Origin of the sequence: Microbispora corallina (assembly GCF_016863035.1) — a bacterium.
In the GTDB taxonomy this organism is placed as follows: domain Bacteria; phylum Actinomycetota; class Actinomycetes; order Streptosporangiales; family Streptosporangiaceae; genus Microbispora; species Microbispora corallina.
Genome location: NZ_BOOC01000019.1, coordinates 1 through 22,443 on the forward strand (window position 1 = coordinate 1; position 22,443 = coordinate 22,443).

A 22,443-nucleotide genomic window follows, 5' to 3' on the forward strand; every position below is an offset into this window, starting at 1 on the left:
GACCGTAGCCCTGCTGGGGCGGCTGCTGGCCGTATCCGGGCGCCTGCTGGGGGCCGGTGTGCTGCCCCGGGGTGCGGTAGCTGACCACCGTGACGTCAGGGTCGTACTCTTCGGCGGGCTTATCCGTGTTGTACCCGTGAGGGGAAGGCGGAGGTGGCGTGCCGTCCGACTCGTCCTGGGGGTACGGCGGCTGTCCGGTGCTCACCGTGTCACCTCGTTTCAGAAACGCATGCGCCGCACGTCAGTAGCACACGCTGATATTGCCAAAAGTAGCGACAGGTGTATCAACAGTCACCTTTGCAGCCCGTTATGGCGACGGTCAAGATCTCCGGTCGAGGTGAAGGAGCATCCGGGTGTTGCCGAGCGTGTTCGGCTTGACGTGCTCCAAGTCGAGGAACTCGGCCACGCCCTCGTCGTAGGAGGCGAGTAGTTCGGCGTACACCTCGGGGGAGACGGGCGTGCCCTGGATCGGCACGAACCCGTGCCGGCCGAAGAACTCGACCTCGAAGGTGAGGCAGAAGACCCGCCGGACGCCGAGCGCGCGGGCCGCCTCGATGAGCGCGGCGACGATCCGGTGGCCCACGCCCCGGCCGCGCACCGACGGGTCGACCGCGACCGTGCGGATCTCCGCCAGGTCCTCCCACAGGACGTGGAGGGCGCCGCAGCCGACGACCTGCCCGGCGATCTCCGCCACCCAGAACTCCTGGACGTCCTCGTACAAGGTGACCGTCGTCTTCTCGAGCAGGCGGGGTCCGACGCCGGAATAGGCGTCCACGAGACGGCGGATCACGCGCACGTCCGGCGTCCGCGCCCGGCGCACGATGACCTCCGGGCGGCCGGATTCGGCGTGCGTCTGCTCCGCGACCTGCTCCATGGTCGGTCAGCCTAGCCGGGCCGCCGTCCGCCCCCACCGGCCCACGACCCGTGCCCGGATTAACGGCCACACCCTAAAGCGGTTCACGACACCGGTTCGTTACCGTGCGTTTCCACGCGTACGCGCAGCGAGACCCAGTGGGTGAACCAGTTGGGTATGAGTTTTGCCCCGGCTTGGACCTGCGATAACGCGAAACGGAAATCCGTCAAAACGGACTAGTTGCAGGTTAAACGGGGTCTATGGCGATCCGCTCCCGTGACCCGCCCGTGATCGTTCGGTTGTGGAACGTAGACGGGATTGGGAGTTCTGGTTGAGCAACAACTCGCGGTGCATTAGTGTCCTGCGACGATGCCGGTCGCGCGAGCCCCAATCGCGAGGACCGGACGCCGAGTCTTCGAAGCACCGAGCGTGTGGAGGGGAGCCGGGGACCCAACTGCGAGTCGGGCCGAGTGCGGCCCGTGTCGACAAGGGGTGAATCCGAAAGGTAGGGCTGCTCCGGCCCGAACCCGTCAGCTAACCCGGTAGGCGCCCAGGAGTGCCGTACGGACCCGCGTGACCATTCACGCCCAGGTCGGGTCCGTGAGCGCGGCACGACGAGGAGAGGAGCTTGGTTGCGCATGCGTGGAGGACGGTCCGCGGGTAAGCACGCCCGGGACCGCAGGCCCGGAGGCACCACGGCCGGGTCGATCATCCGCAGGACGGCGTTCGTGAGCGTGGCCATCGGCCTCGTCACGTTCGGCGCCCCCGTCGTCGCCGCCACCGCCGATCCCAAGCCGAGCCTCAAGCAGCTGTCCGCCGAGGTCGAGCGTCTGTACACCCAGATCGAGACCCTCACCGAGCAGTACAACGGCGAGCGGGTCCGGCTCAAGGCCGCCCAGCGCTCCGCCGACCTGGCCAAGAAGAACCTGGCCAAGAGCGAGGCCGAGCTCGAGGTCAAGCGGCAGAAGGCCAGCCTGCTCGCCCAGAACTCCTACATGACCGGCGGGCTCGGCTCCGCGCTGGCGCTGATCGGCAACACCGACCCCAGCCAGTACCTCGACCAGGCCTCCACCACGTACGCGCTGGAGATGCAGCAGGGCCAGGAGGTGGCCGAGGTCTCCAAGGCCATGGACGCGGCCGCCCGGGCCAAGGCCAGCGCCACCGCCCGCCAGAGCGAGGTCAAGAAGCTGCTGACCAGCCTCGACGGGCAGCGAACCAAGATCGAGAAGCTGGTCAAGAGGGCAGAGAGCAACCTCTACAGCAGGGTCGCCGGCAGCGTCAGCACCGGCCGGGCCACCCGGATCTCGTTCCCCGTCGTCGGCGACGGCAAGGCCGCCGAGGCCGCGCGCTGGGCCCTCAGCCAGCAGATGCGGCCGTACGTGTGGGGCGCGGCCGGACCGTCGTCGTTCGACTGCTCGGGCCTGGTGATGGCGGCCTACCAGCAGGTCGGGATCAGCCTCCCGCACTACACCGGCGACCAGTGGACCGCGGGCACCCACATCTCGCGTGACGAGCTGCGGCCCGGCGACCTCGTCTTCTTCTACCCGGACCTGCACCACGTCGGCATCTACATCGGCGGCGGCTACATGGTCCACGCCCCGCACACCGGCGACGTCGTGCGGGTCGCGCCGCTCGGCAACCGCCCGTTCGCGGGCGGCGTGCGCATCGCCGACTGAGCCGACTGAGCCGACTGAACGGAGGCCGCGCACGGCGGGACTGAACGCCGGCCGTGCGCGCCGCCGCCTGAATCGGCCGGTACGGCGGCCTGCATCAGCCGGTTCGGCCCGGTCCTGAGCAGGGCGACCCCTGCCAGGGGCATGGCGACAGGGCGCGACGCCGTCGCCCGCGGCGAGCGGGAGATCGTCAGATGAGACGGCGGCGCGCCGCCCAGGCGACGGCCTCGATCGCGGTCGCCACGCCGATGCGGTCGCAGATCCCCCGCAACCGCCTGCGCACCGTGCGGCCGCTCACGTCGAGGCTGCGCCCGACCCGATCGGCTGTCACGCCCTTGGCGAGTTCGGAGAGAAGGAGCAGGTCCTCATCGGTGAGACCGGCACGATCAAGGTCCGAGGCGACGTCGTCACCCCGGGAGACCACGTCGGGAAAACCCATCGTCTGCCCTCCCCCACGACGATGACTGGTCGGCCCACCCTTCAGGGAAGGTAAACGCCAGCCAGGAAGGTCGTCAAGCATCGCCCTCCGCGGTCAGGCGTCCCCCGAGGCGGCGGAGCTGTCGTACGCCTGCCGGGCGGCCTCGACCTCGTCCATGTGGATCTCCGCCCAGCTCTTGATCGCCTGCATCAGCGGCACGAGGTCCTCGCCCAGTGACGTGAGCCGGTAGTCGACCCGGACGGGCACCGACGGCGTGATGGTCCGGGAGACCAGCCCGTCGCGCTCCATCGTCCGCAGTGTCTGCGTGAGCATCTTCTGGCTCACGCCGGCGACGGTCCTGGCCAGCTCGCTGTACCGGCACGGGCCGTCGGCGAGGGCCGCGAGCACGAGGCTGACCCACTTGTCGCTCAGCGTGTCGAGCAGCTTCCGTGAGGGGCAGCCCGCGAGGTACGCGTTGTAGGCCAGCCGTGCCTCCTCGCGCCTCTGGGCGGCGGTCTGCGTGGCCATGCTCTCTCCCTTACGCACTCTGAGGTGCCTACTTCCCGATAGAGAGTAGTCCTTCCTACGCTCGCTCGGGAAGATCCGCCCGTGGGAGGCACAAGGAGGAGTCATGCGCGCGCTCGTCGCACGGTCCGGGAGGGTGCAACTCGTGGAGGCGCCGGACCCCGAGCCGGGGCCGGGGCAGGTGAGGATCCGTATGGAGGCCGCCGCGCTCAACCCCGTCGACCTCGCCACCGCGTCGGGATCGCTGACCGCGCTCGGCCTGGTCCAGCCCCTCGACGCGTACGGCCTCGGCTGGGACGTCGCCGGGGTGGCCGACCTCGTGGGCCCGGGGGTGCCGCATGTGCGTCCCGGGGACTTCGTGATCGGGCTGTCCGACCGGCTGCCGCTGCCGGTCAAGGCGCAGGCCGACCTCGTCGTGCTGGACACGTCGGCCGTCGCGCCGGCGCCCGCCGGGATCCCGGCCGTGGAGGCGGCGACGCTGCCGCTGAACACGCTTACGGCCGTCCAGGCGCTCGACCTGACGGGGCTCACGGCGGGCGACACGCTGCTCGTGACCGGCGCGGCCGGCGGGGTCGGCGGTTATCTCGTGGAGATCGCGGCGGCCCGGGGCGTCCGGGTCGCCGCCTCGGCGTCCGCCGGGGACGAGGCCCTGGTGCGCAGCTTCGGGGCCGAGTGGTTCGTCCCGCGCGGGGAGGACCTCGGGCCGGCCGTACGGGCCGCCGTCCCGGGCGGGGTGGACGCGGCCGTCGACGCGGCGCTCGTGGGGGTGGCCGCGCTCGACGCCGTCCGCGGGGGCGGCGCGTTCGTGTCCGTGGCGGCGGGGGCGGCGCCGGTCCCCCTGCGCGGCATCCGGGTGTCCACGGTCTTCATCCGGGCCGACGGGGGCAGGCTCGCGGAGATCGCGCGGCTGGCCGAGGCCGGGCGGCTCACCACCAGGGTGGCCGGCGTCCACCCCCTGGAGAAGGCCACTGAGGCGTACGAGCGCCTGGCCGCGGGCGGCCTGCGCGGCCGTCTCGTGCTCGTTCCCTGATCTCGCGCGAAGCCGGCCGGGCACCTGGAACGCCATGAGGGCTCCCGGAACCTCCGCGAGCCCTCGCGGTGTCGCGGCGACCGCGGTCAGGCGGCCAGGAGCCGGCGGACGCGGTCGCGGCCGACGGCGAGCAGCAGCGTGGGCAGGCGCGGCCCGGTGTCCCGCCCCACGAGCAGCCGGTACAGCAGCACGAAGAACGCCCGCTGGGCGGCCTTCAGCTCCGGCGTCGCGGCCTTGGCGCTCATGTCGAGCCCCGCCTGGACCTTCGGCACGCCGTACAGCAGCGTCGTCAGCCCGTCGAGCGACCAGTGCTCGTCGAGGCCCTGGGCCAGCAGCCGCAGCGACTCCCGCTCGACGTCGCCCAGCGAGGCGAGCAGCTCGGCGTCGGGCTCCTCGCGGACCTGGGTGCGCTCGTCCGCCGGGACGTACGTGGTCACCCAGTGCTGGGCCTTGTCGAGCCGCGGCCGCAGCTCGTCGAGCCCGGCGATCTCGTGGTCGAACTCGCGCAGGATGCGCAGCGTCTGCTCCTCGTGCCCGGTGGTGATGTCGACCACCGACGCGAGGGTCCGGTACGGCAGCCGGCGCGGGGTGTCGGGCAGGGTGAGCGAGGCGGTCGTGGTCGCCCGGCGGTGGGCCGCCTGGTCGGCCGGGAGGGCGGTGCCGTCCGCGACCTTCCTGGTGAGCGTGTCCCACTCGTCGTACATCCGCTGGATCTCCTGGTCGAAGGAGACCTTGAACGACTGGTTGGGCCGCCGCCGCGCGTACAGCCAGCGCAGCAGCGCCGGCTCCATGATCGACAGGGCGTCGGCGGGGGTGGGCACGCCGCCCTTGGAGCTGCTCATCTTGGCCATGCCGCTGATGCCGACGAAGGCGTACATGGGCCCGATGGGCTGCTCGGCCCCGAACACCTCGCGGACGATCTGGCCGCCGACGACGAAGGACGAACCGGGCGAGCTGTGGTCGACGCCGGACGGCTCGAACACCACGCCCTCGTACGCCCAGCGCATCGGCCAGTCGACCTTCCACACGAGCTTGCCCCGGGTGTGCTCCGACAGCAGCACGGTCTCGGTGTGCCCGCACGCGCAGGTGTAGGTCAGCTCGGTGGTGGCGTCGTCGTACGCCGTGACCGTGGTGACGTCGCGGTCGCAGACCGAGCAGTAGGGCTTGTACGGGTAGTAGCCCCCGGCGCCCGACCCGTCGTCCTCGCCGGCCGCGCCCGAGCCCTCCAGCGCCGCGGCCTCGTCGGCGTCCACGGCCTGCGCCTGGGCCTTGGGCTTGGCCTTGGTGCGGTACTGGTCGAGGATCGCGTCGATCCTCTTGCGCTCGCGCATCGCGAGCAGCACCTGCTCGCGGTAGGCGCCGGAGGTGTACATCTGCGTCTGGCTGATGCCGTGGAACTCCACGCCCAGGTCGGCGAGCGCGGCCGCCATCGGGGCCTTGAAGTGCTCCGCCCAGTTGGGGTGCTCGCTGCCGGGCGGGGCCGGCACCGAGGTCAGCGGCTTGCCGATGTGCTCGGCCCACGACGGGTCGACGCCCACGGGGACCTTGCGGTAGCGGTCGAAGTCGTCCCAGGACAGGACGTGGACGCAGTCGTACCCGCGCCGCCTGATCTCGTCGGCGACCAGGTGCGGGGTCATCACCTCGCGCAGGTTGCCCAGGTGGATGGGCCCGGAGGGGCTGAGGCCGGACGCGCAGACGATGGGTTTGCCCGGCGCGCGCCGTTCGGCCTCGGCGATGACCTCGTCAGCGAAACGCGCCACCCAGTCGGCGTCCATCACGGCAGTCCTCTCTGAGACGGATCCTGTCTTCTATGGTCCCGTACTCGGAGGAGTGCTTCAGGCGGTGTTGCGCGCGTACACCAGACGCAGGCCGATCAGCGTGAGCCACGGCTCGTGGACGTCGATCGTGCGGGCCTCGCCGACGACGAGCGGGGCGCCCGATCCGGTCGCCACCACGGTCACGTCGTCGGGGTCGGCGGACAGCTCAGCGGTCATCCGGTCGACGATCCCGTCCACCAGCCCGGCGAAGCCGTAGATGATGCCGGACTGGAGGGCCTCCACGGTGTTCTTGGCGATCACCGACCGGGGGCGGATCAGCTCGACCTTGTGCAGTTGCGCCCCGGCCGTGGCGAGCGCGTCGACCGAGATCTCCAGGCCGGGGGCCGTGACCGCGCCGACGTACTCGCCGCGGGCCGACACGGCGTCGAACGACGTGGCGGTGCCGAAGTCGACGATCACGCACGGGCCGCCGTACAGGGTGGCGGCGGCCAGCGCGTTCACGATGCGGTCGCTGCCGACCTCCTTGGGGTTGTCCATCCGGACCGGGACGCCGGTGCGAACCCCGGGCTCGACGACGACGGCCGTCACGTCGCCGTAGTAGCGCCGCGACATCTCACGCATCTCGTTGAGGACCGACGGGACCGTGGAGCAGATCGCGATGCCGCTGATGTCGGCGTCCTTGAGGATCGGCGACTGGCCGAGCAGCCCCTGGAGGACGACCGCGATCTCGTCCGCCGTACGGCGGGGATCGGTGGCGATCCGCCAGTGCTCGATCACCTCATCACCCTCGAACAGGCCCAGCACCGTGTGGGTGTTGCTGACGTCGATGGTGAGCAGCATTCCCCGATTATGCACCAGCGGGCGTCCCTGCGATCTTCCGTCTCGCGGGTCATTCCCCACGGAGGTCCAGACCGACGTCGAGGACCCGGGCCGAGTGCGTGAGGGCGCCCACGGCCAGGTAGTCGACCCCGGTCTCGGCCACCGCCCGCGCCGTGTCGAGGGTGAGGCCGCCGCTCGACTCCAGCCGCGCCCGGCCGCCCACCAGCCGTACGGCCTCGGCGAGCCGCTCGACGGTGAAGTTGTCGAGCAGGATCTCCTCGGCGCCCTCGGCGAGCACGGGCTCGATCTGGTCGATCCGGTCCACCTCGACCTCGATCGGCAGCCCGGGGAACGCCTCGCGCACGGCCCGGAAGGCCTCGGCCACCCCGCCGGCGGCGACGACGTGGTTGTCCTTGATGAGGGCGGCGTCGTGGAGGCCCATGCGGTGGTTGACCCCGCCGCCGCACCGCACGGCGTACTTCTGCAGCGCCCGCAGGCCGGGCAGGGTCTTCCGGGTGTCCCGGACGCGGGCGCGGGTGCCGGCGATCGCGTCGGCCCACCGCCTGGTCGCGGTGGCGACCCCGGACAGGTGGGTGAGGAGGTTGAGGGCCGTGCGCTCCAGGGTGAGCAGGTCGCGGGCCGGGCCGGAGACGGTCATGAGGACCTCGCCGGGGCGCACCCGGTCGCCGTCCGCGGCCCGCCTCTCGACTGTGATCCGCGGCCCCGCCTGGCGGAAGACGGCCTCGGCGACCGGGAGGCCGGCCACCACGCCCTCGGCGCGGGCGACGAGGTCGCCCGTCGCCGCCTGGCCGGCGGGGATCGTGGCGGCCGAGGTGACGTCGAGCCCGTCGCCCAGGTCCTCCTCCAGGGCCGTGCGCACCAGCCTCAGCAGGTCGCCCGGGTCCACGCCGATCGCGGCCAGCTCGTCCCGCAGCGCCGGCGGAAGCTCGTCGCCCGCAGGCGCGGCATGCGCCGGGGACGTGTCGGGACGGGTGTCCTCGTGGGCCTCGTGCCGCATAACCAGTCCTTCCGCTGTGAGGGCGATGTCGATGTGCAGGCGCCAGTGGTCGTCGTCCCGCTCGGGATGGTCCTCCCGCCAGTGGGAGCCCCGGGTCTCCTCGCGTTCGGCGGCGGCCGCGACGAGGGCCGTGGCCACCGTGAGGAGGTTGGTCGCCTCCCACGACCCGGTGCACGGCTCGACCGCCACCGGGGTCCACCGGGCGTCCCGCAGCGCGCGGGCGACCTGCGCGAGGCTGGCGTCGCTGCGCAGCACGCCGGCGCCGCGGCTCATGTGGTTCTGCACCCGCTGCCGGGTACGCGGATCCACCAGCCCCTCCGGCCGGCCGTCGCCGGCCGGCTCCCCGGGGGCGAGGTCGGCCGCGGCCAGGTCGGCGGCGATCCGCTCGCCGAAGACCAGCCCCTCCAGGAGCGAGTTGGAGGCCAGCCGGTTGGCGCCGTGGACGCCGGTGCACGCCACCTCCCCGCAGGCGTACAGGCCCGGGACGGTCGTGCGGCCGTACAGGTCGGTGCGGACGCCGCCGCTCGCGTAATGGGCGGCGGGGGCCACGGGGATCGGCTCGGTCACGGGATCGATGCCGTGCTCGCGGCAGACCGCGAGGATCGTGGGGAACCGCGTCCGCCACTTCTCCTCGCCGAAGTGCCGGGCGTCCAGGTACACGTGGTCGGCGCCGGTCTCGTCCATCCTGCGCATGATCGCCTTGGCCACGACGTCGCGCGGGGCGAGGTCGGCCAGCTCGTGGACCCCGCGCATGAACCGCTCGCCGGCGCCGTCGACCAGCACGGCCCCCTCGCCGCGCACGGCCTCGGAGACGAGCGGCTGCTGGCCGGTCGAGCCCTCGCCGAGCCACAGGACCGTGGGGTGGAACTGGACGAACTCGATGTCGCGGACCACGGCCCCGGCCCGCAGCGCGAGCGCCACGCCGTCCCCGGTGGAGACGACCGGGTTGGTCGTGGCGGCGTAGACCTGGCCCATGCCGCCGCTGGCGAGCACGACGGCGCCCGCGTGGACCGCGCCCACGCCGTCCCCCGCGCCCTCGCCCATCACGTGGAGGGTGACCCCGCAGGCCCGCCCGGCGGCGTCCGCGAGCAGGTCGAGGGCGAGCGCGTGCTCGACGACCTCGATGCGCGGTTCGGCCACCACGGCCTGGACGAGGGCCCGCTGGACCTCGGCGCCGGTGGCGTCGCCGCCCGCGTGGACGATCCGGTTGCGGCGGTGGCCGCCCTCACGGGTGAGCTGGAGCTCTCCGTCGGTGTCCCGGTCGAACTCGGCGCCGTGCCCGATCAGCCGCTTGAGCGCGTCGGGGCCCTCCGTCACCAGCACCCGTACGGCGTCCTCGTCGCACAGGCCGACGCCGGCGAGCAGCGTGTCCCGCAGGTGCTCGTCGGGGGTGTCCTCGGGGTCGAGGACGGCCGCGATGCCGCCCTGGGCCCAGCGGGTGGACCCGGCGGACAGCACGTCCTTGGTGATGACGAGCACCCGCCCCCGCGGGGAGAGGTGGACGTAGCGGAGCGCGACCGTGAGGCCGGCGATGCCCGACCCGATCACCACGACGTCCGCGTTCGCGCTCCATCCGGGAGCGGGGGCGGTGAGCCTCCTCGGAATCGCCACCATGAGGGATCCCCTTTCGTCAATATGACGATAACGCCCTCACGGCGATGCTCCGTCGCCACCCCCATCCGAAGGTCAGGAAACGGCGACGACCAGGTTGTCGATCAGCCGCGTCGTGCCCACTTTGGCCGCCACGGCCAGCACGGCCTCGCCGCGGAAGCCGTCCTCGACCGGGGTGAACGTCGCCGGGTCGACGAGGGCGACGTAGTCGAGCAGGAGCGGCGGGTCGAGCCGGGCCGCCTCGTCCAGCACGGCGGCGGCCGCGCGGAGGATCTCCGAGGGGACGGCCCGCCCGGATCCCGCCCGCAGGGCCCGGGACAGGGCGAGCGCCGTGACCCGGTCGGCCGGCGACAGGTACCTGTTGCGGCTCGACAGCGCCAGCCCGTCCGGCTCGCGGACGGTCGGGCCGCCGGCGATCTCGACCGGCACGTTCAGGTCGGCCACCATCCGCCGGATCAGCGCGAGCTGCTGGGCGTCCTTCTGCCCGAAGACCGCGACGTCCGGCTGGACCAGGTTGAACAGCTTGAGCACAACGGTCAGCACGCCGTCGAAGTGGCCGGGCCGGAACGCGCCCTCGACGATCGCGCCCATCCGTCCCGCGGAGACCTGCACCTGGCGGTCGGGCAGGTACATGTCCTCCGCCGAAGGGGCGAACACCACCCGTACGCCCTCCTCGGCGCAGGCCGCGAGGTCGGCGTCGAACGTCCGGGGATAGCGGGAGAAGTCCTCGTTGGGACCGAACTGCAGGGGGTTGACGAAGACGCTGACCACGACGTGGTCGGCCAGCTCACGGGCCAGCCTGATGAGGGACCGGTGGCCCTCGTGGAGGGCGCCCATGGTGGGGACCAGGGCGATCCGGCCGCCGCCGAGCGCGTCCTTCGCCTTGACGAGCTCCGTGCGGTCGCCCGCGACGATCACGTCCAAATGTTGCCTCCCAGCGCGTCCAGGAGGCGCTCGGCGGTCTCGGGCTTGAGCAGCCCGGCGGCGAGCGCCCGGTCCGCCGTGAGCCTAGCGAGGGCCACGTACGCGTCGGCCGCCTCGGGTGCCGCCAGGATGAGGGCGTCGACGTGCCGGCGCACGGTGCCGGCGTCGCCGCGCACGACCGGGCCGGTCAGGCCGCTGATCCCCAGCCGCAGAACGTTGTCGAGCGCGGCGCCCAGCAGCGGCGCGAGCATCCGGCCGGGGTGCTCGACGCCGATCTTCGCGAGCAGCTCCTGCGACTCGGCGACGAGCGTGACCATGTGGTTCGCGGCGCCGGCGAGGGCCGCGTGGTAGAGGGCCCGGTCCTGGTCGGCGATCCAGACCGGCTCCCCGCCCATCTCGATGACGAGCGCCTCGGCGACCGGGCGCAGCAGGACGGGGGCCGTCACGCCGAACGAGCATCCGGTGATCTTCGTCAGGTCGTCGTCCCTGCCGGTGAACGTCATCACCGGGTGCAGCGCGAGCGGCATCGCGCCGGCCTCGGCCGCCGGGTCGAGCACCGCCAGGCCGTACGCGCCGCTCGCGTGGACCAGCAGCTTGCCCCGCAGGTCGGCGCCGGTGGCGGCGAGCCCGGCGACCAGCCCGGGCAGCACGTCGTCGGGAACGGTGAGCAGCACCAGCTCCGACCGCCGGATCACCTCGTCCGGCCTGCTGAGCTCCACGCCGAGCCGCTCGGCCGCCCGGCGCCGCGAGGCGTCGGACACCCCGCTGGCCGCGACGACCCGATGCCCGGCGAGCATGAGCGCGGCCCCGAGCACGGAGCCCACGCGTCCCGCGCCGAGCACTCCCACGGCGAGCCGCGCCGGGCGGTCACTTGTGTCCATGACGCCTCCCCTCGGCCCAGAGTAGCGGCGGCGGACGCGCCGGCCCGGCCTCGGCCCGACGGTCGAATTTTGTCCCGTTTCCCCCTCGCTTATGTTGAGCCACGAGTACGAAAGTCGCTACTTTTCGTCACGGTGGCCGCCGTTCGGTAACGTGAAGCGCTGTGTGGGTCACCTGGCGCACGGCGACGCAGCGCGCCCTCTACGGCCCCGACGGCTTCTACCTGCGCGAACGGCCACATCGGCACTTCCGGACGTCGGTGCACGTCTCGGCCGCGTTCGCGGAGGCCCTGGTCCGGCTCGCCGCGCGAACGGACGAGGCCCTGGGACGCCCGCCGGTCCTCGACCTGGTGGACGTCGGCAGCGGCGACGGGACGCTGGCGGCGGGCGTGCTCGCGGCCGCGCCGCCCGAGCTGGCGGAGCGCCTCCGGGTGACCGCCGTCGACCTGTCCCCGCGCCCCGAGGGCCTGGACGCCGCCGTCGCCTGGGCGCGGGAGGTGCCCCACGGGGTCGCCGGGCTCGTGGTGGCCAACGAGTGGCTCGACGACGTGCCGGTGGACGTCGTCGAGGTGACCCCCTCCGGCCCCCGGGTGGTGCTGGTCGACCCCGCCACGGGCGACGAGCGGCTCGGCCCCGCCCCCTGCGAGGAGGACCTGGCCTGGCTGGAACGCTGGTGGCCGCCGCGCTTCCCGGGCTGCCGGGCCGAGATCGGCCGCCCCAGGGACGAGGCCTGGGCCTCGGTGGTGTCGCGGCTGGAGCGCGGCACGGCCGTCGCCGTCGACTACGCCCACCTGGCCGCCGGCCGTCCCTACGCGGGCAGCCTGACGGGCTACCGCGACGGCTCGGTCGTCCCCGCGGTGCCGGACGGCTCGTGCGACGTCACCGCGCACGTGGCGCTCGACGCCTGCGCCGCCGCGGGCGAGCGGGCCGGCGCGACCGCCACCCTGCTGACCACGCAGCGGGAGGCCCTGCGCGCCCTCGGCCTTCTCGGCGCGCGTCCGCCGCTCGACCTCGCCCGCGCCGACCCCCGCGGGTACGTCCGCGCGCTCAGCCGGTCGTCGGAGGAGGCCGAGCTGATCGACCCCGCGGGACTCGGCGGCTTCGGCTGGCTCAGCCAGTCGCGCGGCCTGTGACGGTCACACGGCGACCTTGAGCGACTCCAGGCCCCGGATGATGTAGTTCGGCTTCCAGGCGGGTTCCTCGGCGAGCTCCATCTTCGGAGCGGCCCGAAGCAGGGCGCCGAACGACTCGACGAGCTCGACCCGGGCGAGCGGCGCCCCCAGGCAGAAGTGGATGCCCGCCCCGAACGAGATGTGCGGGTTGTCCGCCCGGCCCACGTCGAACCTGTCGGGGTCGTCGAACACCTCGGGGTCCCGGTTCGCCGAGCCGAACAGCAGCGCGACCTCGACGCCCCGGGGAATGCGCACGCCGCCGATCTCGACGTCCTCCAGCACCCAGCGCTCGAACATCTGCAGCGGGGTGTCCCAGCGCATGAGCTCCTCGACGGCCGTCGGCAGCAGGCCGGGATCGGCGCGCAGCCGGTCGAGCTCCCCGGGGTTGCGGAACAGCGACCACCAGCCGTTGCCGGTGACGTTGACCGTGGCCTCGTGGCCCGCGTTCAGCAGCAGCACGCAGGTTCCGATCAGCTCGTCCTCGGTGAGGCGGTCCCCCTCGTCCACGACCTGGGCGAGCGCGGAGATCATGTCGTCGCCCGGCCGGTCGCGGCGGGCCCGGGCCAGCTCGCGCAGGTAGCCGGAGAACTCGGCCGCCGCCCGCACGGCCGTGTGCTGGACCTCGGCCGACGGGTTGAGCTCGTACATCCCGCAGATGTCGGCCGACCAGGGCCGCAGCAGATGCCGGTCGGCCTCCGGGACGCCCAGCATCTCGGCGATCACGGTCACCGGGAGCGGCTCGGCGACCTCCGCGAGCAGGTCGCCCCCGCCCCGCTCGGCGAACTCCTCGGCCAGTCCGGTCGCGATCGCGCGCACCCGGGGCCGCAGCGACTCGACCATCCGCGGGGTGAACGCCTTGGACACCAGGCGGCGCAGCCGTGTGTGGACGGGCGGCTCGACGTCGAGCATCCCGGCCCGGATCACCCGCCAGAACGGCTCCTGGAACTCCGGCTCGGCCTGCCTGCCGAACTCCTCGTGAGAGGCGACGTGGAGGTAGGAACGGCCCAGCCTGCGATCGCGCAGCAGCGCGTTCACGTCGGCGTGGCGGGCGACCAGCCACTGGCCGGTCGGCTCGAAGAAGCTCACCGGGTCGTGGTCGCGCAGGTCGCGGTACACGTCGTACGGGTGGGCGACGAACTCGGGATTCCAGGGATCAAACCGCACAAAGCAACCATACGGACCCGGGACGGCGGCCGCACCCGCGCGGTTCCGCAATCGAGAGCCTTGCCGAACTGCGGATTTGCGGATGGGGGCGGTCGTCTGGTTATAGTGCGGCTCAGGTTATGAGTGCCAGCGTCAAGCCCCGGCTCGCTGGCCGGCAACCCTCGCGCTCGCGGCGGGGTGCCCCGGGTGATGACCGGGCTCGGCACGAGGTGTGCCGGGCAAGCGCGGGCTCCGCCGTACGACGCCATGGCCGGAGTCCTGACTCCGAGGAGGCCTGACGTTGTCCGCTGTCACCTGCACCCCCGCCGGAACCATCGCTGAGCCGATCGGGCGGGACGGCTCGGCGCCGTTCGCGGCCCGCGCCCGGGAGATCCCGGCCGTTCTGGGCGCCGACCTGGAGGTTCCGGTCAGGGGCGGCCGGCTCGTCCGGTACGCCAACCTCGACTACGCCGCCAGCGCCCCCTGTCTGGAGCCGGTGAACGCCGCCGTCGCCGCGGCGCTTCCAGCCTACTCCAGCGTCCACCGGGGGGCCGGGTACGCCTCGCAGCTCACGACCGCGCGGTACGAGCAGGCCAGGCACACGGTCAAGGCCTTCGTCGGCTCCCGCCCGGACGACGCGCTGATCTTCACCCGCAACACCACCGACGCGATGAACCTGCTCGCCCGCTGCCTGCCCGAGGACACCACGGTCGTGGTCTTCGACAGCGAGCACCACGCCTCCCTGCTGCCCTGGCCCCGGGCCGTGCGGCTGGCCCCGCCCGCCTTCCCCGGCGAGGCGATCCGGGCGGCCGACGAGGCCCTGGCGGCCGTCGAGGGCCCCGCCCTGCTCGTGGTGACCGCGGCCTCCAACGTCACGGGCGAGCTGTGGCCGATCGCCGGGCTGGCCCACGTCGCCCACCGGCACGGCGCCCGCATCGCCGTGGACGCGGCCCAGCTCGTGCCGCACCGGCGGCTCAACCTGACCGCGCTCGACCTCGACTACGTCGCCTTCTCCGGGCACAAGCTCTACGCGCCCTTCGGCGCGGGCGCGCTGGTGGGCCGCCGCGACTGGCTGGCCGAGGCCGAGCCGTACCTGCGCGGCGGGGGCGCCGTGACGGCCGTGGGCGACGAGGCCGAGTGGAGCGACGACCCCGAGGCCCGGCAGGAGGCCGGCACGCCCAACGTGCTCGGCGCCGTCGCCCTCGCGGCCGCCTGCGACGCGCTCACGGCCACCGGGTGGACCCCGCTCGTGCGCGAGGAGGAGCGCCTGCTCGCCCGCCTGCGCGCCGGCCTCGCGTCGATCCAGGGCGTACGGGAGCTGTCGCTGTGGGGCCCGGACCACCCGCGCGTGGGCATCGTGTCGTTCACCGTGGAGGGCCGCACGGCGAGGGAGGTCGCCGAGTTCCTGTCGTCCGAGCACGGCATCGGGGTCAGGGACGGCAAGTTCTGCGCCCATCCGTTCGTCCGCCACCTGCTCGGGACCGCCGACGGCGGCTGCGCGGACGGCACGGCGAGCGCGGTGCGCGCCTCGATCGGCGTCGGCTCGACCGAGGAGCACGTCGACCGCCTCATCGAGGCGCTGCGGGACCTAGCCGCCGGATGACGCTCTTCGCCCCGCCGTACGGTCGTGACAGCATGGGCTGTATGGAAGGGACGCCGCGGGAGCGGGTGGTCGGCATCGGCGCGGGGGCGGGGCACGTCCAGGCGCGGGAGCTGGCCACCGAGGACATGATCCTCAACATCGGCCCGCAGCACCCCTCGACCCACGGGGTGCTGCGGCTGCGGCTCGTCCTCGACGGCGAGCGGATCGTCACGGCCGAGCCGATCATCGGGTACATGCACCGGGGCGCGGAGAAGCTGTTCGAGGTCCGCGACTACCGGCAGATCGTGGTGCTGGCCAACCGGCACGACTGGCTGTCGGCGTTCGCGAACGAGCTCGGCGTCGTGCTGGCCGTTGAACGCATGCTCGGGATGGAGGTCCCGCCCCGGGCCGTGTGGGCGCGAACGCTGCTGGCCGAGCTCAACCGGGTGCTCAACCACCTGATGTTCCTCGGCTCCTACCCCCTGGAGCTGGGCGCGATCACCCCGGTCTTCTACGCGTTCCGGGAACGGGAGACGCTCCAGCACGTGATGGAGGAGATCTCCGGCGGTCGCATGCACTACATGTTCAACCGGGTCGGCGGCCTCAAGGAGGACCTCCCGCTCGGGTGGCTCGACCGCGTCACGGCCGCCGTGTCCGCCGTACGGCGGCGGCTGCCCGACATCGAGCACCTGATCGCCGGCAACGAGATCTTCCTGGCCCGCACCCGCGACGTCGGCGTGCTCGACCGGGAGACGATCATGCAGTTCGGCGTGAGCGGCCCCATCGCCCGCGCGTCCGGCGTGGACCTCGACCTGCGGCGCGACGAGCCCTACCTGGCGTACGGCGAGCTCCCGGTGAAGGTCGTGACCCGGTCGGCCGGCGACTGCAACGCCCGGTTCCAGGTGCTGCTCGACCAGGTCAAGGTCTCGCTCGACCTCGCCGACGCCTGCGTCGAGCGGCTGCGGCGGCTGCCCCCCGGGCCGATCAACCAGCGGCTGCCGAAGATCCTCAAGGCGCCCGAGGGGCACACGTACGCGTGGACGGAGAACCCGCTCGGCCTCAACGGCTACTACCTGGTCTCCCGCGGGGAGAAGACGCCCTGGCGGCTGAAGCTGCGCAGCGCGTCCTACAACAACGTCCAGGTCCTGCGGGAGATGCTGCCGGGGCAGCTCGTCTCCGACATGGTCGCGATCCTCGGCTCGATGTTCTTCGTGGTCGGCGACATCGACAAGTGAGCGGTCAGGCCTCGGCGGAGGGCTCGCCGGGCACCCGGCAGCAGTGCTCCAGGAACAGCGCGGCGCAGATCAGGATCACGCACGAGACGAACGACCCGCCCGCGACGAGCGCGTCCTGCCGCGGCTTGGGCAGGTCGAGCAGGTTGATCACGTGGAGGACGAAACCGGCGAACACGCCCGCGAACGCCGCCCCGGCGTACGCCGTGGCCTTGGCCAGCGCCGCCAGCCGGGCGACGGCGAGCGGCTCGACCGGTTTCGTGCCGGGTCGCCGCAGGATCCGCGCCCGGGTCAGCCAGCCCGTGTAGGCCTCGCCGACCGCCAGCAGCAGCGTGGTCGGGATCGCGGTCCACGGCACGGTCGGAAGCGTCGAATAGGCCTCCTGCAGCACGCCCCACGTGAGGAGCGCGAACACGACGACGAGGCCGACGAGCACACCGGGATTGCTGGGCTTCACAGGGCTCCTCGTCACACAGGGGGTACGAGCGACAGGTCGGCGCGCAGCCGTACCCCGCTCTGGTCGACGCCGGCCAGCAGGGCCGCCACCGACCCGCGCCCGGGCAGCACCGCCGCCGGGTCGGCCTGCGCCCAGGGGACCAGGACGAAGGCCCGCTCGTGGGCGCGCGGATGCGGCAGCGTCAGCTCGGGGTCGTCCGACAGGAGCGAGCCGACCATGATCAGGTCGACGTCGAGGGTACGCGCCCCCCAGCGCTCCTCGCGGACGCGGCCGAACGCGTTCTCCACGCCCTGGGCCCGGTCGAGCAGCGTCCGGGGGTCGAGCATGCTCTCCCCGATCACCACGGCGTTGAGATACGGCCCCTGCTCGGGCCCGCCGACGGGATCGGTCTCGTACACCGGGGACACCGCCACGAACGTCAGCCCCGGAGCCTCGAACAGGGCGTCGAGCGCGCCCTGCAGGTAGTCGATCCGGCGGCCGAGGTTGCTGCCGAGCGCGAGCACGACCCTCATGCACGACCCCTTCTGATGGTCACCACCACGTCGCCGAACGGCAGGGGGATGGGCGCCGCCGGCTTGTGCACGCTGATCTCCGCCTCTTCCACGAGGTCGTGGGCGAGGCAGGCGGCGGCCAGCCGCCCGGCGAGCGTCTCGATCAGGTCGACCGGCTCGCCCTCGACGATCGACACGAGCTCCTGGGCCAGCGCGCCGTAGTCCACCGTCTTGGACAGGTCGTCGGAGGCCGCCGCCGGAGCCGTGTCGAGGAACAGCGTCGCGTCGACGACGAACTCCTGGCCCAGCTCGCGCTCGGCCGGCAGGCAGCCGTGCCGCCCCCGCGCCCGCAGCCCCGCCAGCCTGATGCTGTCGGTCACCGGCTCTCCCCCCAGCTCACCCGGGCCCGCACGCCCACCGTTACTCCTCCTGGTCCTCCTCGTCGTCCCCCTGCAGGACCGGCGAGCCGTGGTAGAGCCACAGCCGCCAGCCCTTCGGGGTCCGGACGTAGGTGTTCGAGGCCACGACCCGCCCCGCCGCGAACCCGGGCTCGTCGGTGTCCGCGGCGGTCAGGATGTTCTCCGCGCAGGTCAGCACCGCCACGTCGCCGATGACCGTCGTCTGCACATCGGTCAGGACGAACTGGATGTACGGGGTGTTCGCCATGATCAGCGCCCAGGAGCGCAGCACCTCGGACCGGCCGGTCAGCATCGGCCAGCCCGGGTGGACGCACATGGCCACGCGGGCGCCTGCGTCCTCGATCCAGATCTCCGACATCTTGTCGAGGTCGCCGCTCTCGATGGCGTTGTAGAACGCCTGGTTGAGCTCCTCGATGTCCTTCATGGGCGTCCCTGTCGGCAATGTCATTCACCGGCCTTCGTCGGTGTGTCGTCCAGCGGCTGCCCTCCAGGCGGCGGCGACGCGCACGGCGTCGGCGTTCGGCGCCACCTTGTGCACCCGCACGCACCAGGCGCCTGCCTGCGCCGCGAGCGCGGTCACCGCGAGGGTCGCGTCGTCGCTGCCGTCGAACGGACGGGGGCTGCCGTCCGGGCCCGGCAGCAGGCGCCCGAGGAACCGTTTCCTCGACGCCCCGATGAGCAGCGGGTGACCGAGGCGGTTGAGCGCGCCGATGCCGGCCAGCAGCGACCAGTTGTGCTCGGCCTGCTTGGAGAACCCGAGCCCGGGGTCGAGCACGATCTGGTCCTCCCGGACGCCCTCCGCCAGCACCGAGTCGACCCGCTTGCGCAGCTCCTCGCACACCTCGGTCACCACGTCGCTGTAGATCGCCCGGTTGTCCATGTCGCTGCTGTGCCCGCGCCAGTGCATCACCACGTACGGCACGCCGGAGGCGGCCACCACGCGCGGCATGGCGGGGTCGGCGAGACCGCCGCTCACGTCGTTCACCAGCTGGGCGCCCGCCCCCACCGCGGCCTCGGCGACCTCGGCCCGCATCGTGTCGACGCTGACCGTGACGCCCTCCTGGGACAGCGCGCGGATCACCGGCTCGACGCGGCGCAGCTCCTCGTCGAGCGGGACGCGGGCGGCTCCCGGACGGGTGGACTCGCCGCCCACGTCGACGATGTCGGCGCCCTCGGCCACCAGGTCGAGGCCGTGCCGGATCGCGACGTCCGGGTCGAACCAGTGGCCGCCGTCCGAGAACGAGTCGGGGGTGACGTTGACCACGCCCATGACCAGGCAGCGCCCCGGCTCGGGCATACCGGGCACGCTCCGTGTCGTCATTCCCCCTCCTCGCGCGCGGCACGTGGGCGGATGACGGCGGTCACAGTCTCTATCGGCTCACTCGCTTCACTCGATCGCTCGCAGTCCAGCCTAGGGGTTCGCCGGTCGCCATCGGTCCGGCGGGTCCGCCCGGCCCGTAACGAATCGACGGCGTCCCCGTCGGCGCCGCGCGGAGCCGCCCGCCGCGGGCACGGCCGGGCCGCGCGCGGTGTCCGCGGGCAGCCGGAAGGTCCCGCCGGGACGCCGGCGGGACCTTCGGGCTCAGCCGCGGAGGATGAGGGACATGGCCTCGGCGCGGGTCGCCTCGCTCGACCGGAAGTCGCCGCGGACGGCCGAGGTGATCGTCTTCGCGCCCGGCTTGCGCACGCCCCGCATCGTCATGCACATGTGCTCGGCCTCGATGACCACGATCACGCCACGCGGCTCCAGGACCCGCATGAGGCCGTCGGCGATCTGGGAGGTCATCCGCTCCTGCACCTGCGGGCGGCGGGCGTAGACGTCCACCAGCCTGGCCAGCTTGGACAGACCGGTGATCTGCCCCTTCTCGTTGGGCGTGTAGCCGATGTGGGCCACGCCGTGGAACGGCAGCAGGTGATGCTCGCAGGTCGACATCACCTCGATGTCCTTCACCAGCACCATCTCGTCGTGGTCGGCGTCGAACATCGTGGTGAGCGCGTCCTCGGGACGCTGGCCCAGCCCGGCGAACTGCTCCGCGAAGGCGCGGGCCACCCGCGCCGGGGTGTCCCGGAGCCCGTCGCGATCGGGGTCCTCCCCGATCGCGAACAGGAGCTCCCGGATGGCCTTTTCGATCCGCCCGTGGTCGAACCCGGGGTGCGGCTCGGCCACGGTCAGGCCTCGTCCCGCTGGGTCGTCGCCTGGTCGCCGAGCCACGGCGCCGGGCCGTTGCCGGCGGGCAGCGCCGAGCCGTTGCCGTTCGCCCGCTCCTTCGGCGTGATCACCGGAGGACGGTCGGACGGGAGCCGCTTGCCGTAACCGGCGTAGGAGGGCCGCTTCTCCTTGGGGACGACCGGCGAGAAGATCTCCAGGACCTGCTCCCGGGAGAGCGTCTCCTTCTCCATGAGCTCCAGGACCAGGTTGTCCAGGACGTCGCGGTACTGGACGAGGACCTCCCACGCCTGGTCGTGCGCGCTCTCGATGAGGCGGCGGACCTCCTCGTCGATCGCGGAGGCGATCTGCTCGGAGTAGTCGCGCTCGTGGCCCATCTCACGGCCGAGGAAGACCTCGCCGTTGCCGCTGCCGAACTTGCGGGCGCCGAGCCGCTCGCTCATGCCGTACTCGGTGACCATGCGGCGGGCGATGGAGGTCGCCTTCTCGATGTCGTTGGACGCGCCGGTGGTGGGCTCGTGGAAGACGAGCTCCTCCGCCGTGCGGCCGCCGAGCAGCATGGCCAGCTGGTCCATCATCTCGGACCTGGTCGCGAGGAACTTGTCCTCCATCGGCAGCGTCATCGTGTAACCGAGGGCGCGGCCGCGGGACAGGATCGTGATCTTGTGGACCGGGTCGGAGTTGGGGAGCGCGTGCGCCACCAGGGCGTGGCCGCCCTCGTGGTAGGCGATGATCTTCTTCTCCTGGTCCGACATGACCCGCGACTTGCGCTCCGGACCGGCCATCACGCGGTCGATCGACTCCTCGAGGGTCGACATCGTGATGAGCTTCTGGTCCTGGCGGGCGGTCAGCAGGGCGGCCTCGTTGATCACGTTGGCCAGGTCGGCGCCGGTGAATCCGGGCGTCCGCCGCGCGATGACGTCGAGGTCGACGTCCGGCGCGAACGGCTTGCCGCGGCCGTGGACGCGCAGGATGCCCTTGCGGCCCTCCAGGTCGGGCCGGTCGATGACGACCTGACGGTCGAAGCGGCCGGGACGCAGCAGGGCCGGGTCGAGGATGTCGGGCCGGTTGGTCGCGGCGATGAGGATCACGCCGCCCTTGACGTCGAAGCCGTCCATCTCGACGAGGAGCTGGTTGAGCGTCTGCTCGCGCTCGTCGTGGCCGCCGCCGAGGCCCGCGCCGCGGTGCCGGCCGACGGCGTCGATCTCGTCGATGAAGATGATCGCGGGGGCGTTGGCCTTCGCCTGCTCGAACAGGTCGCGCACGCGGGAGGCGCCGACGCCGACGAACATCTCGACGAAGTCGGAACCGGAGATCGAGTAGAACGGCACGCCGGCCTCGCCGGCGACGGCCCGGGCGAGCAGCGTCTTACCGGTTCCGGGCGGGCCGTACAGGAGGACGCCCTTGGGGATCTTGGCGCCGATGGCCTGGAACTTGGCCGGGGCCTGCAGGAACTCCTTGATCTCCTGGAGCTCCTCGATGGCCTCGTCGGCGCCCGCCACGTCGGCGAACGTCGTCTTGGGAGTGTCCTTGGTGATCAGCTTGGCCCGCGACTTGCCGAAGTTCATGACGCGGGAGCCGCCGCCCTGCATCTGGTTCATGATGAACAGGAAGATGAGGACGATGATGATGATCGGCAGGAAGCTCACCAGGAGGCTGACCAGGAAGTTCTCCTTGGGCACCTCGACGGTCCAGCCCTTGTCCGGCTGCGCGGACGCCAGGGCCTGCGTGAGCTGGACGCCCTGACCCTCGACCCAGGGGGCCTGGATCCGGTCGGTGGACTTGCCCGCCACGTCGATCGGGCTCTTCAGCGTGAGCTCGATCCGCTGGTCCTTGTCGACCACGGTGGCGTTCTTGACGTTGTGCTGCTGAATCTGCTGGACGACCGTGGAGGTGTCGGCGGTTGTGTAGTTTCCGTCGCCGCCGAACATCGTGGTGACGAGCAGGAGAAGCACGACGATGCCCAGGATCCACAGCAGTGGGCCACGTGTAAATCGCTTGAGATCCATCCGTTGCGGAACCCCGGCGGGCCCGTCCCTTCCTGACCAAGGCCTACCCCGGGAAACCCCGGGGACGCGGCATCCCTTACCGCTCCTTCTGTCTACCCGTAGGTAACCGTGAGGCACCACACGGATATCCGAAGGTACACCCGGCGACCGCGTCGGGTAACTTCCCGGGCGTCTCCGGCTTTGCCCTTCCAACGTACGTCAGGCAATGCCGTGTTCCCGGACCTGGGAGCGAATAACGCACGAT

Annotated in this window: 21 protein-coding genes, 1 pseudogene and 2 riboswitches; of the genes and pseudogenes, 5 read left to right on the forward strand and 17 right to left on the reverse strand. The window is 72.4% G+C overall.

Annotation, left to right across the window (positions count from 1 at the left end; all coding sequences use genetic code 11):
- Both Mco01_RS20270 and Mco01_RS20275 read right to left on the reverse strand, forming a co-directional pair.
- Positions 1-205 (reverse strand): annotated as a pseudogene (locus Mco01_RS20270) (hypothetical protein); the annotation flags it as partial.
- A gap of 114 nt (positions 206-319) precedes the next feature.
- Positions 320-874, reverse strand: coding sequence for an amino-acid N-acetyltransferase (locus Mco01_RS20275; RefSeq protein ID WP_204058478.1), 555 nt, complete (start codon positions 872-874; stop codon positions 320-322).
- A 374-nt stretch (positions 875-1,248) separates the two neighbouring features.
- Positions 1,249-1,417: riboswitch (cyclic di-AMP (ydaO/yuaA leader) on the forward strand.
- 74 nt (positions 1,418-1,491) lie between these two features.
- On the opposite strand from Mco01_RS20275, the gene Mco01_RS39815 reads away from it, so the two are divergent.
- Positions 1,492-2,529 (forward strand): C40 family peptidase, encoded by a 1,038-nt coding sequence (locus Mco01_RS39815; RefSeq protein WP_204058479.1) that lies wholly within the window; start codon positions 1,492-1,494, stop codon positions 2,527-2,529.
- 187 nt (positions 2,530-2,716) lie between these two features.
- On the opposite strand, the gene Mco01_RS20285 is transcribed toward Mco01_RS39815, so the two are convergent.
- Positions 2,717-2,965, reverse strand: a complete 249-nt coding sequence (locus Mco01_RS20285; protein ID WP_239103762.1) for a helix-turn-helix domain-containing protein — start codon at positions 2,963-2,965, stop codon at positions 2,717-2,719.
- A 93-nt stretch (positions 2,966-3,058) separates the two neighbouring features.
- Positions 3,059-3,472 carry a winged helix-turn-helix transcriptional regulator gene (locus Mco01_RS20290; RefSeq protein ID WP_204058480.1) on the reverse strand — a complete coding sequence of 138 codons (414 nt, stop codon included), beginning with the start codon at positions 3,470-3,472 and terminating at the stop codon, positions 3,059-3,061.
- Between the two features lie 103 nt (positions 3,473-3,575).
- Between Mco01_RS20290 and Mco01_RS20295 the strand changes: the two genes are divergently transcribed.
- Positions 3,576-4,499: an NADP-dependent oxidoreductase gene (locus tag Mco01_RS20295; protein ID WP_204058481.1), complete on the forward strand. Its 924-nt coding sequence runs from the start codon at positions 3,576-3,578 to the stop codon at positions 4,497-4,499.
- Between the two features lie 86 nt (positions 4,500-4,585).
- Here the strand turns inward: Mco01_RS20295 and lysS are convergent, their stop codons facing one another.
- The 5 genes from lysS to Mco01_RS20320 all read right to left on the reverse strand — a co-directional run bounded on the left by lysS (position 4,586) and on the right by Mco01_RS20320 (position 11,530).
- Positions 4,586-6,274, reverse strand: a complete 1,689-nt coding sequence (gene lysS, locus Mco01_RS20300; RefSeq protein ID WP_239103763.1) for a lysine--tRNA ligase — start codon at positions 6,272-6,274, stop codon at positions 4,586-4,588.
- Between the two features lie 60 nt (positions 6,275-6,334).
- Positions 6,335-7,117: a type III pantothenate kinase gene (locus Mco01_RS20305; protein WP_204058482.1), complete on the reverse strand. Its 783-nt coding sequence runs from the start codon at positions 7,115-7,117 to the stop codon at positions 6,335-6,337.
- Between the two features lie 49 nt (positions 7,118-7,166).
- Entirely contained in the window at positions 7,167-9,728 is a 2,562-nt protein-coding gene (locus Mco01_RS20310; RefSeq protein WP_204058483.1) for an L-aspartate oxidase, read from the reverse strand.
- 72 nt (positions 9,729-9,800) lie between these two features.
- Positions 9,801-10,649 (reverse strand): pantoate--beta-alanine ligase, encoded by an 849-nt coding sequence (gene panC / locus Mco01_RS20315; protein ID WP_204058484.1) that lies wholly within the window; start codon positions 10,647-10,649, stop codon positions 9,801-9,803.
- Complete coding sequence (locus Mco01_RS20320; protein WP_204058485.1) at positions 10,640-11,530, reverse strand: Rossmann-like and DUF2520 domain-containing protein; 891 nt, start codon at positions 11,528-11,530, stop codon at positions 10,640-10,642. Before Mco01_RS20320 ends, panC begins: the two co-directional genes overlap by 10 nt.
- A gap of 161 nt (positions 11,531-11,691) precedes the next feature.
- Between Mco01_RS20320 and Mco01_RS20325 the strand changes: the two genes are divergently transcribed.
- Entirely contained in the window at positions 11,692-12,660 is a 969-nt protein-coding gene (locus Mco01_RS20325; RefSeq protein ID WP_204058486.1) for an SAM-dependent methyltransferase, read from the forward strand.
- 3 nt (positions 12,661-12,663) lie between these two features.
- Here the strand turns inward: Mco01_RS20325 and Mco01_RS20330 are convergent, their stop codons facing one another.
- Complete coding sequence (locus Mco01_RS20330; protein WP_204058487.1) at positions 12,664-13,863, reverse strand: cytochrome P450; 1,200 nt, start codon at positions 13,861-13,863, stop codon at positions 12,664-12,666.
- A 115-nt stretch (positions 13,864-13,978) separates the two neighbouring features.
- Positions 13,979-14,094: riboswitch (SAM riboswitch) on the forward strand.
- Between the two features lie 94 nt (positions 14,095-14,188).
- Here Mco01_RS20330 and Mco01_RS20335 point away from each other — a divergent pair.
- Together Mco01_RS20335 and Mco01_RS20340 are read left to right on the forward strand one after the other, a co-directional pair.
- Entirely contained in the window at positions 14,189-15,445 is a 1,257-nt protein-coding gene (locus Mco01_RS20335; RefSeq protein WP_239103768.1) for an aminotransferase class V-fold PLP-dependent enzyme, read from the forward strand.
- A 41-nt stretch (positions 15,446-15,486) separates the two neighbouring features.
- Positions 15,487-16,659, forward strand: a complete 1,173-nt coding sequence (locus Mco01_RS20340; protein ID WP_204058489.1) for an NADH-quinone oxidoreductase subunit D — start codon at positions 15,487-15,489, stop codon at positions 16,657-16,659.
- 4 nt (positions 16,660-16,663) lie between these two features.
- On the opposite strand, the gene Mco01_RS20345 is transcribed toward Mco01_RS20340, so the two are convergent.
- The 7 genes from Mco01_RS20345 to ftsH all read right to left on the reverse strand — a co-directional run bounded on the left by Mco01_RS20345 (position 16,664) and on the right by ftsH (position 22,199).
- Positions 16,664-17,113: a DUF3180 domain-containing protein gene (locus Mco01_RS20345; protein WP_204058490.1), complete on the reverse strand. Its 450-nt coding sequence runs from the start codon at positions 17,111-17,113 to the stop codon at positions 16,664-16,666.
- A gap of 11 nt (positions 17,114-17,124) precedes the next feature.
- Complete coding sequence (gene folK, locus Mco01_RS20350) at positions 17,125-17,625, reverse strand: 2-amino-4-hydroxy-6-hydroxymethyldihydropteridine diphosphokinase (protein ID WP_204058491.1); 501 nt, start codon at positions 17,623-17,625, stop codon at positions 17,125-17,127.
- Positions 17,622-17,984 (reverse strand): dihydroneopterin aldolase, encoded by a 363-nt coding sequence (gene folB, locus Mco01_RS20355; RefSeq protein ID WP_036324419.1) that lies wholly within the window; start codon positions 17,982-17,984, stop codon positions 17,622-17,624. The genes folK and folB overlap by 4 nt, the downstream gene beginning before the upstream one ends.
- Before the next feature lie 40 nt (positions 17,985-18,024).
- Positions 18,025-18,447, reverse strand: coding sequence for a nuclear transport factor 2 family protein (locus tag Mco01_RS20360; protein WP_036324421.1), 423 nt, complete (start codon positions 18,445-18,447; stop codon positions 18,025-18,027).
- A 24-nt stretch (positions 18,448-18,471) separates the two neighbouring features.
- Entirely contained in the window at positions 18,472-19,344 is an 873-nt protein-coding gene (folP, locus tag Mco01_RS20365; protein ID WP_204058492.1) for a dihydropteroate synthase, read from the reverse strand.
- A 261-nt stretch (positions 19,345-19,605) separates the two neighbouring features.
- Entirely contained in the window at positions 19,606-20,235 is a 630-nt protein-coding gene (folE, locus tag Mco01_RS20370) for a GTP cyclohydrolase I FolE (RefSeq protein ID WP_372444886.1), read from the reverse strand.
- Positions 20,193-22,199 carry an ATP-dependent zinc metalloprotease FtsH gene (gene ftsH, locus Mco01_RS20375; protein ID WP_036324425.1) on the reverse strand — a complete coding sequence of 669 codons (2,007 nt, stop codon included), beginning with the start codon at positions 22,197-22,199 and terminating at the stop codon, positions 20,193-20,195. The genes folE and ftsH overlap by 43 nt, the downstream gene beginning before the upstream one ends.
- Positions 22,200-22,443: the final 244 nt, after the last annotated feature.

Bases quoted from the DNA above. Each gene is read 5' to 3' on its own strand.
- Mco01_RS20305 (WP_204058482.1), bottom strand. From the start codon at position 7,117: ATGCTGCTCACCATCGACGTCAGCAACACCCACACGGTGCTGGGCCTG.
- Mco01_RS39815 (WP_204058479.1), top strand. From the start codon at position 1,492: ATGCGTGGAGGACGGTCCGCGGGTAAGCACGCCCGGGACCGCAGGCCC.
- Mco01_RS20295 (WP_204058481.1), top strand. From the start codon at position 3,576: ATGCGCGCGCTCGTCGCACGGTCCGGGAGGGTGCAACTCGTGGAGGCG.
- Mco01_RS20320 (WP_204058485.1), bottom strand. From the start codon at position 11,530: ATGGACACAAGTGACCGCCCGGCGCGGCTCGCCGTGGGAGTGCTCGGC.
- ftsH (WP_036324425.1), bottom strand. From the start codon at position 22,199: ATGGATCTCAAGCGATTTACACGTGGCCCACTGCTGTGGATCCTGGGC.
- folK (WP_204058491.1), bottom strand. From the start codon at position 17,625: ATGAGGGTCGTGCTCGCGCTCGGCAGCAACCTCGGCCGCCGGATCGAC.
- Mco01_RS20285 (WP_239103762.1), bottom strand. From the start codon at position 2,965: ATGGGTTTTCCCGACGTGGTCTCCCGGGGTGACGACGTCGCCTCGGAC.
- Mco01_RS20290 (WP_204058480.1), bottom strand. From the start codon at position 3,472: ATGGCCACGCAGACCGCCGCCCAGAGGCGCGAGGAGGCACGGCTGGCC.
- Mco01_RS20360 (WP_036324421.1), bottom strand. From the start codon at position 18,447: ATGAAGGACATCGAGGAGCTCAACCAGGCGTTCTACAACGCCATCGAG.
- Mco01_RS20275 (WP_204058478.1), bottom strand. From the start codon at position 874: ATGGAGCAGGTCGCGGAGCAGACGCACGCCGAATCCGGCCGCCCGGAG.
- folP (WP_204058492.1), bottom strand. From the start codon at position 19,344: ATGACGACACGGAGCGTGCCCGGTATGCCCGAGCCGGGGCGCTGCCTG.
- lysS (WP_239103763.1), bottom strand. From the start codon at position 6,274: ATGGACGCCGACTGGGTGGCGCGTTTCGCTGACGAGGTCATCGCCGAG.
- Mco01_RS20310 (WP_204058483.1), bottom strand. From the start codon at position 9,728: ATGGTGGCGATTCCGAGGAGGCTCACCGCCCCCGCTCCCGGATGGAGC.
- Mco01_RS20340 (WP_204058489.1), top strand. From the start codon at position 15,487: ATGGAAGGGACGCCGCGGGAGCGGGTGGTCGGCATCGGCGCGGGGGCG.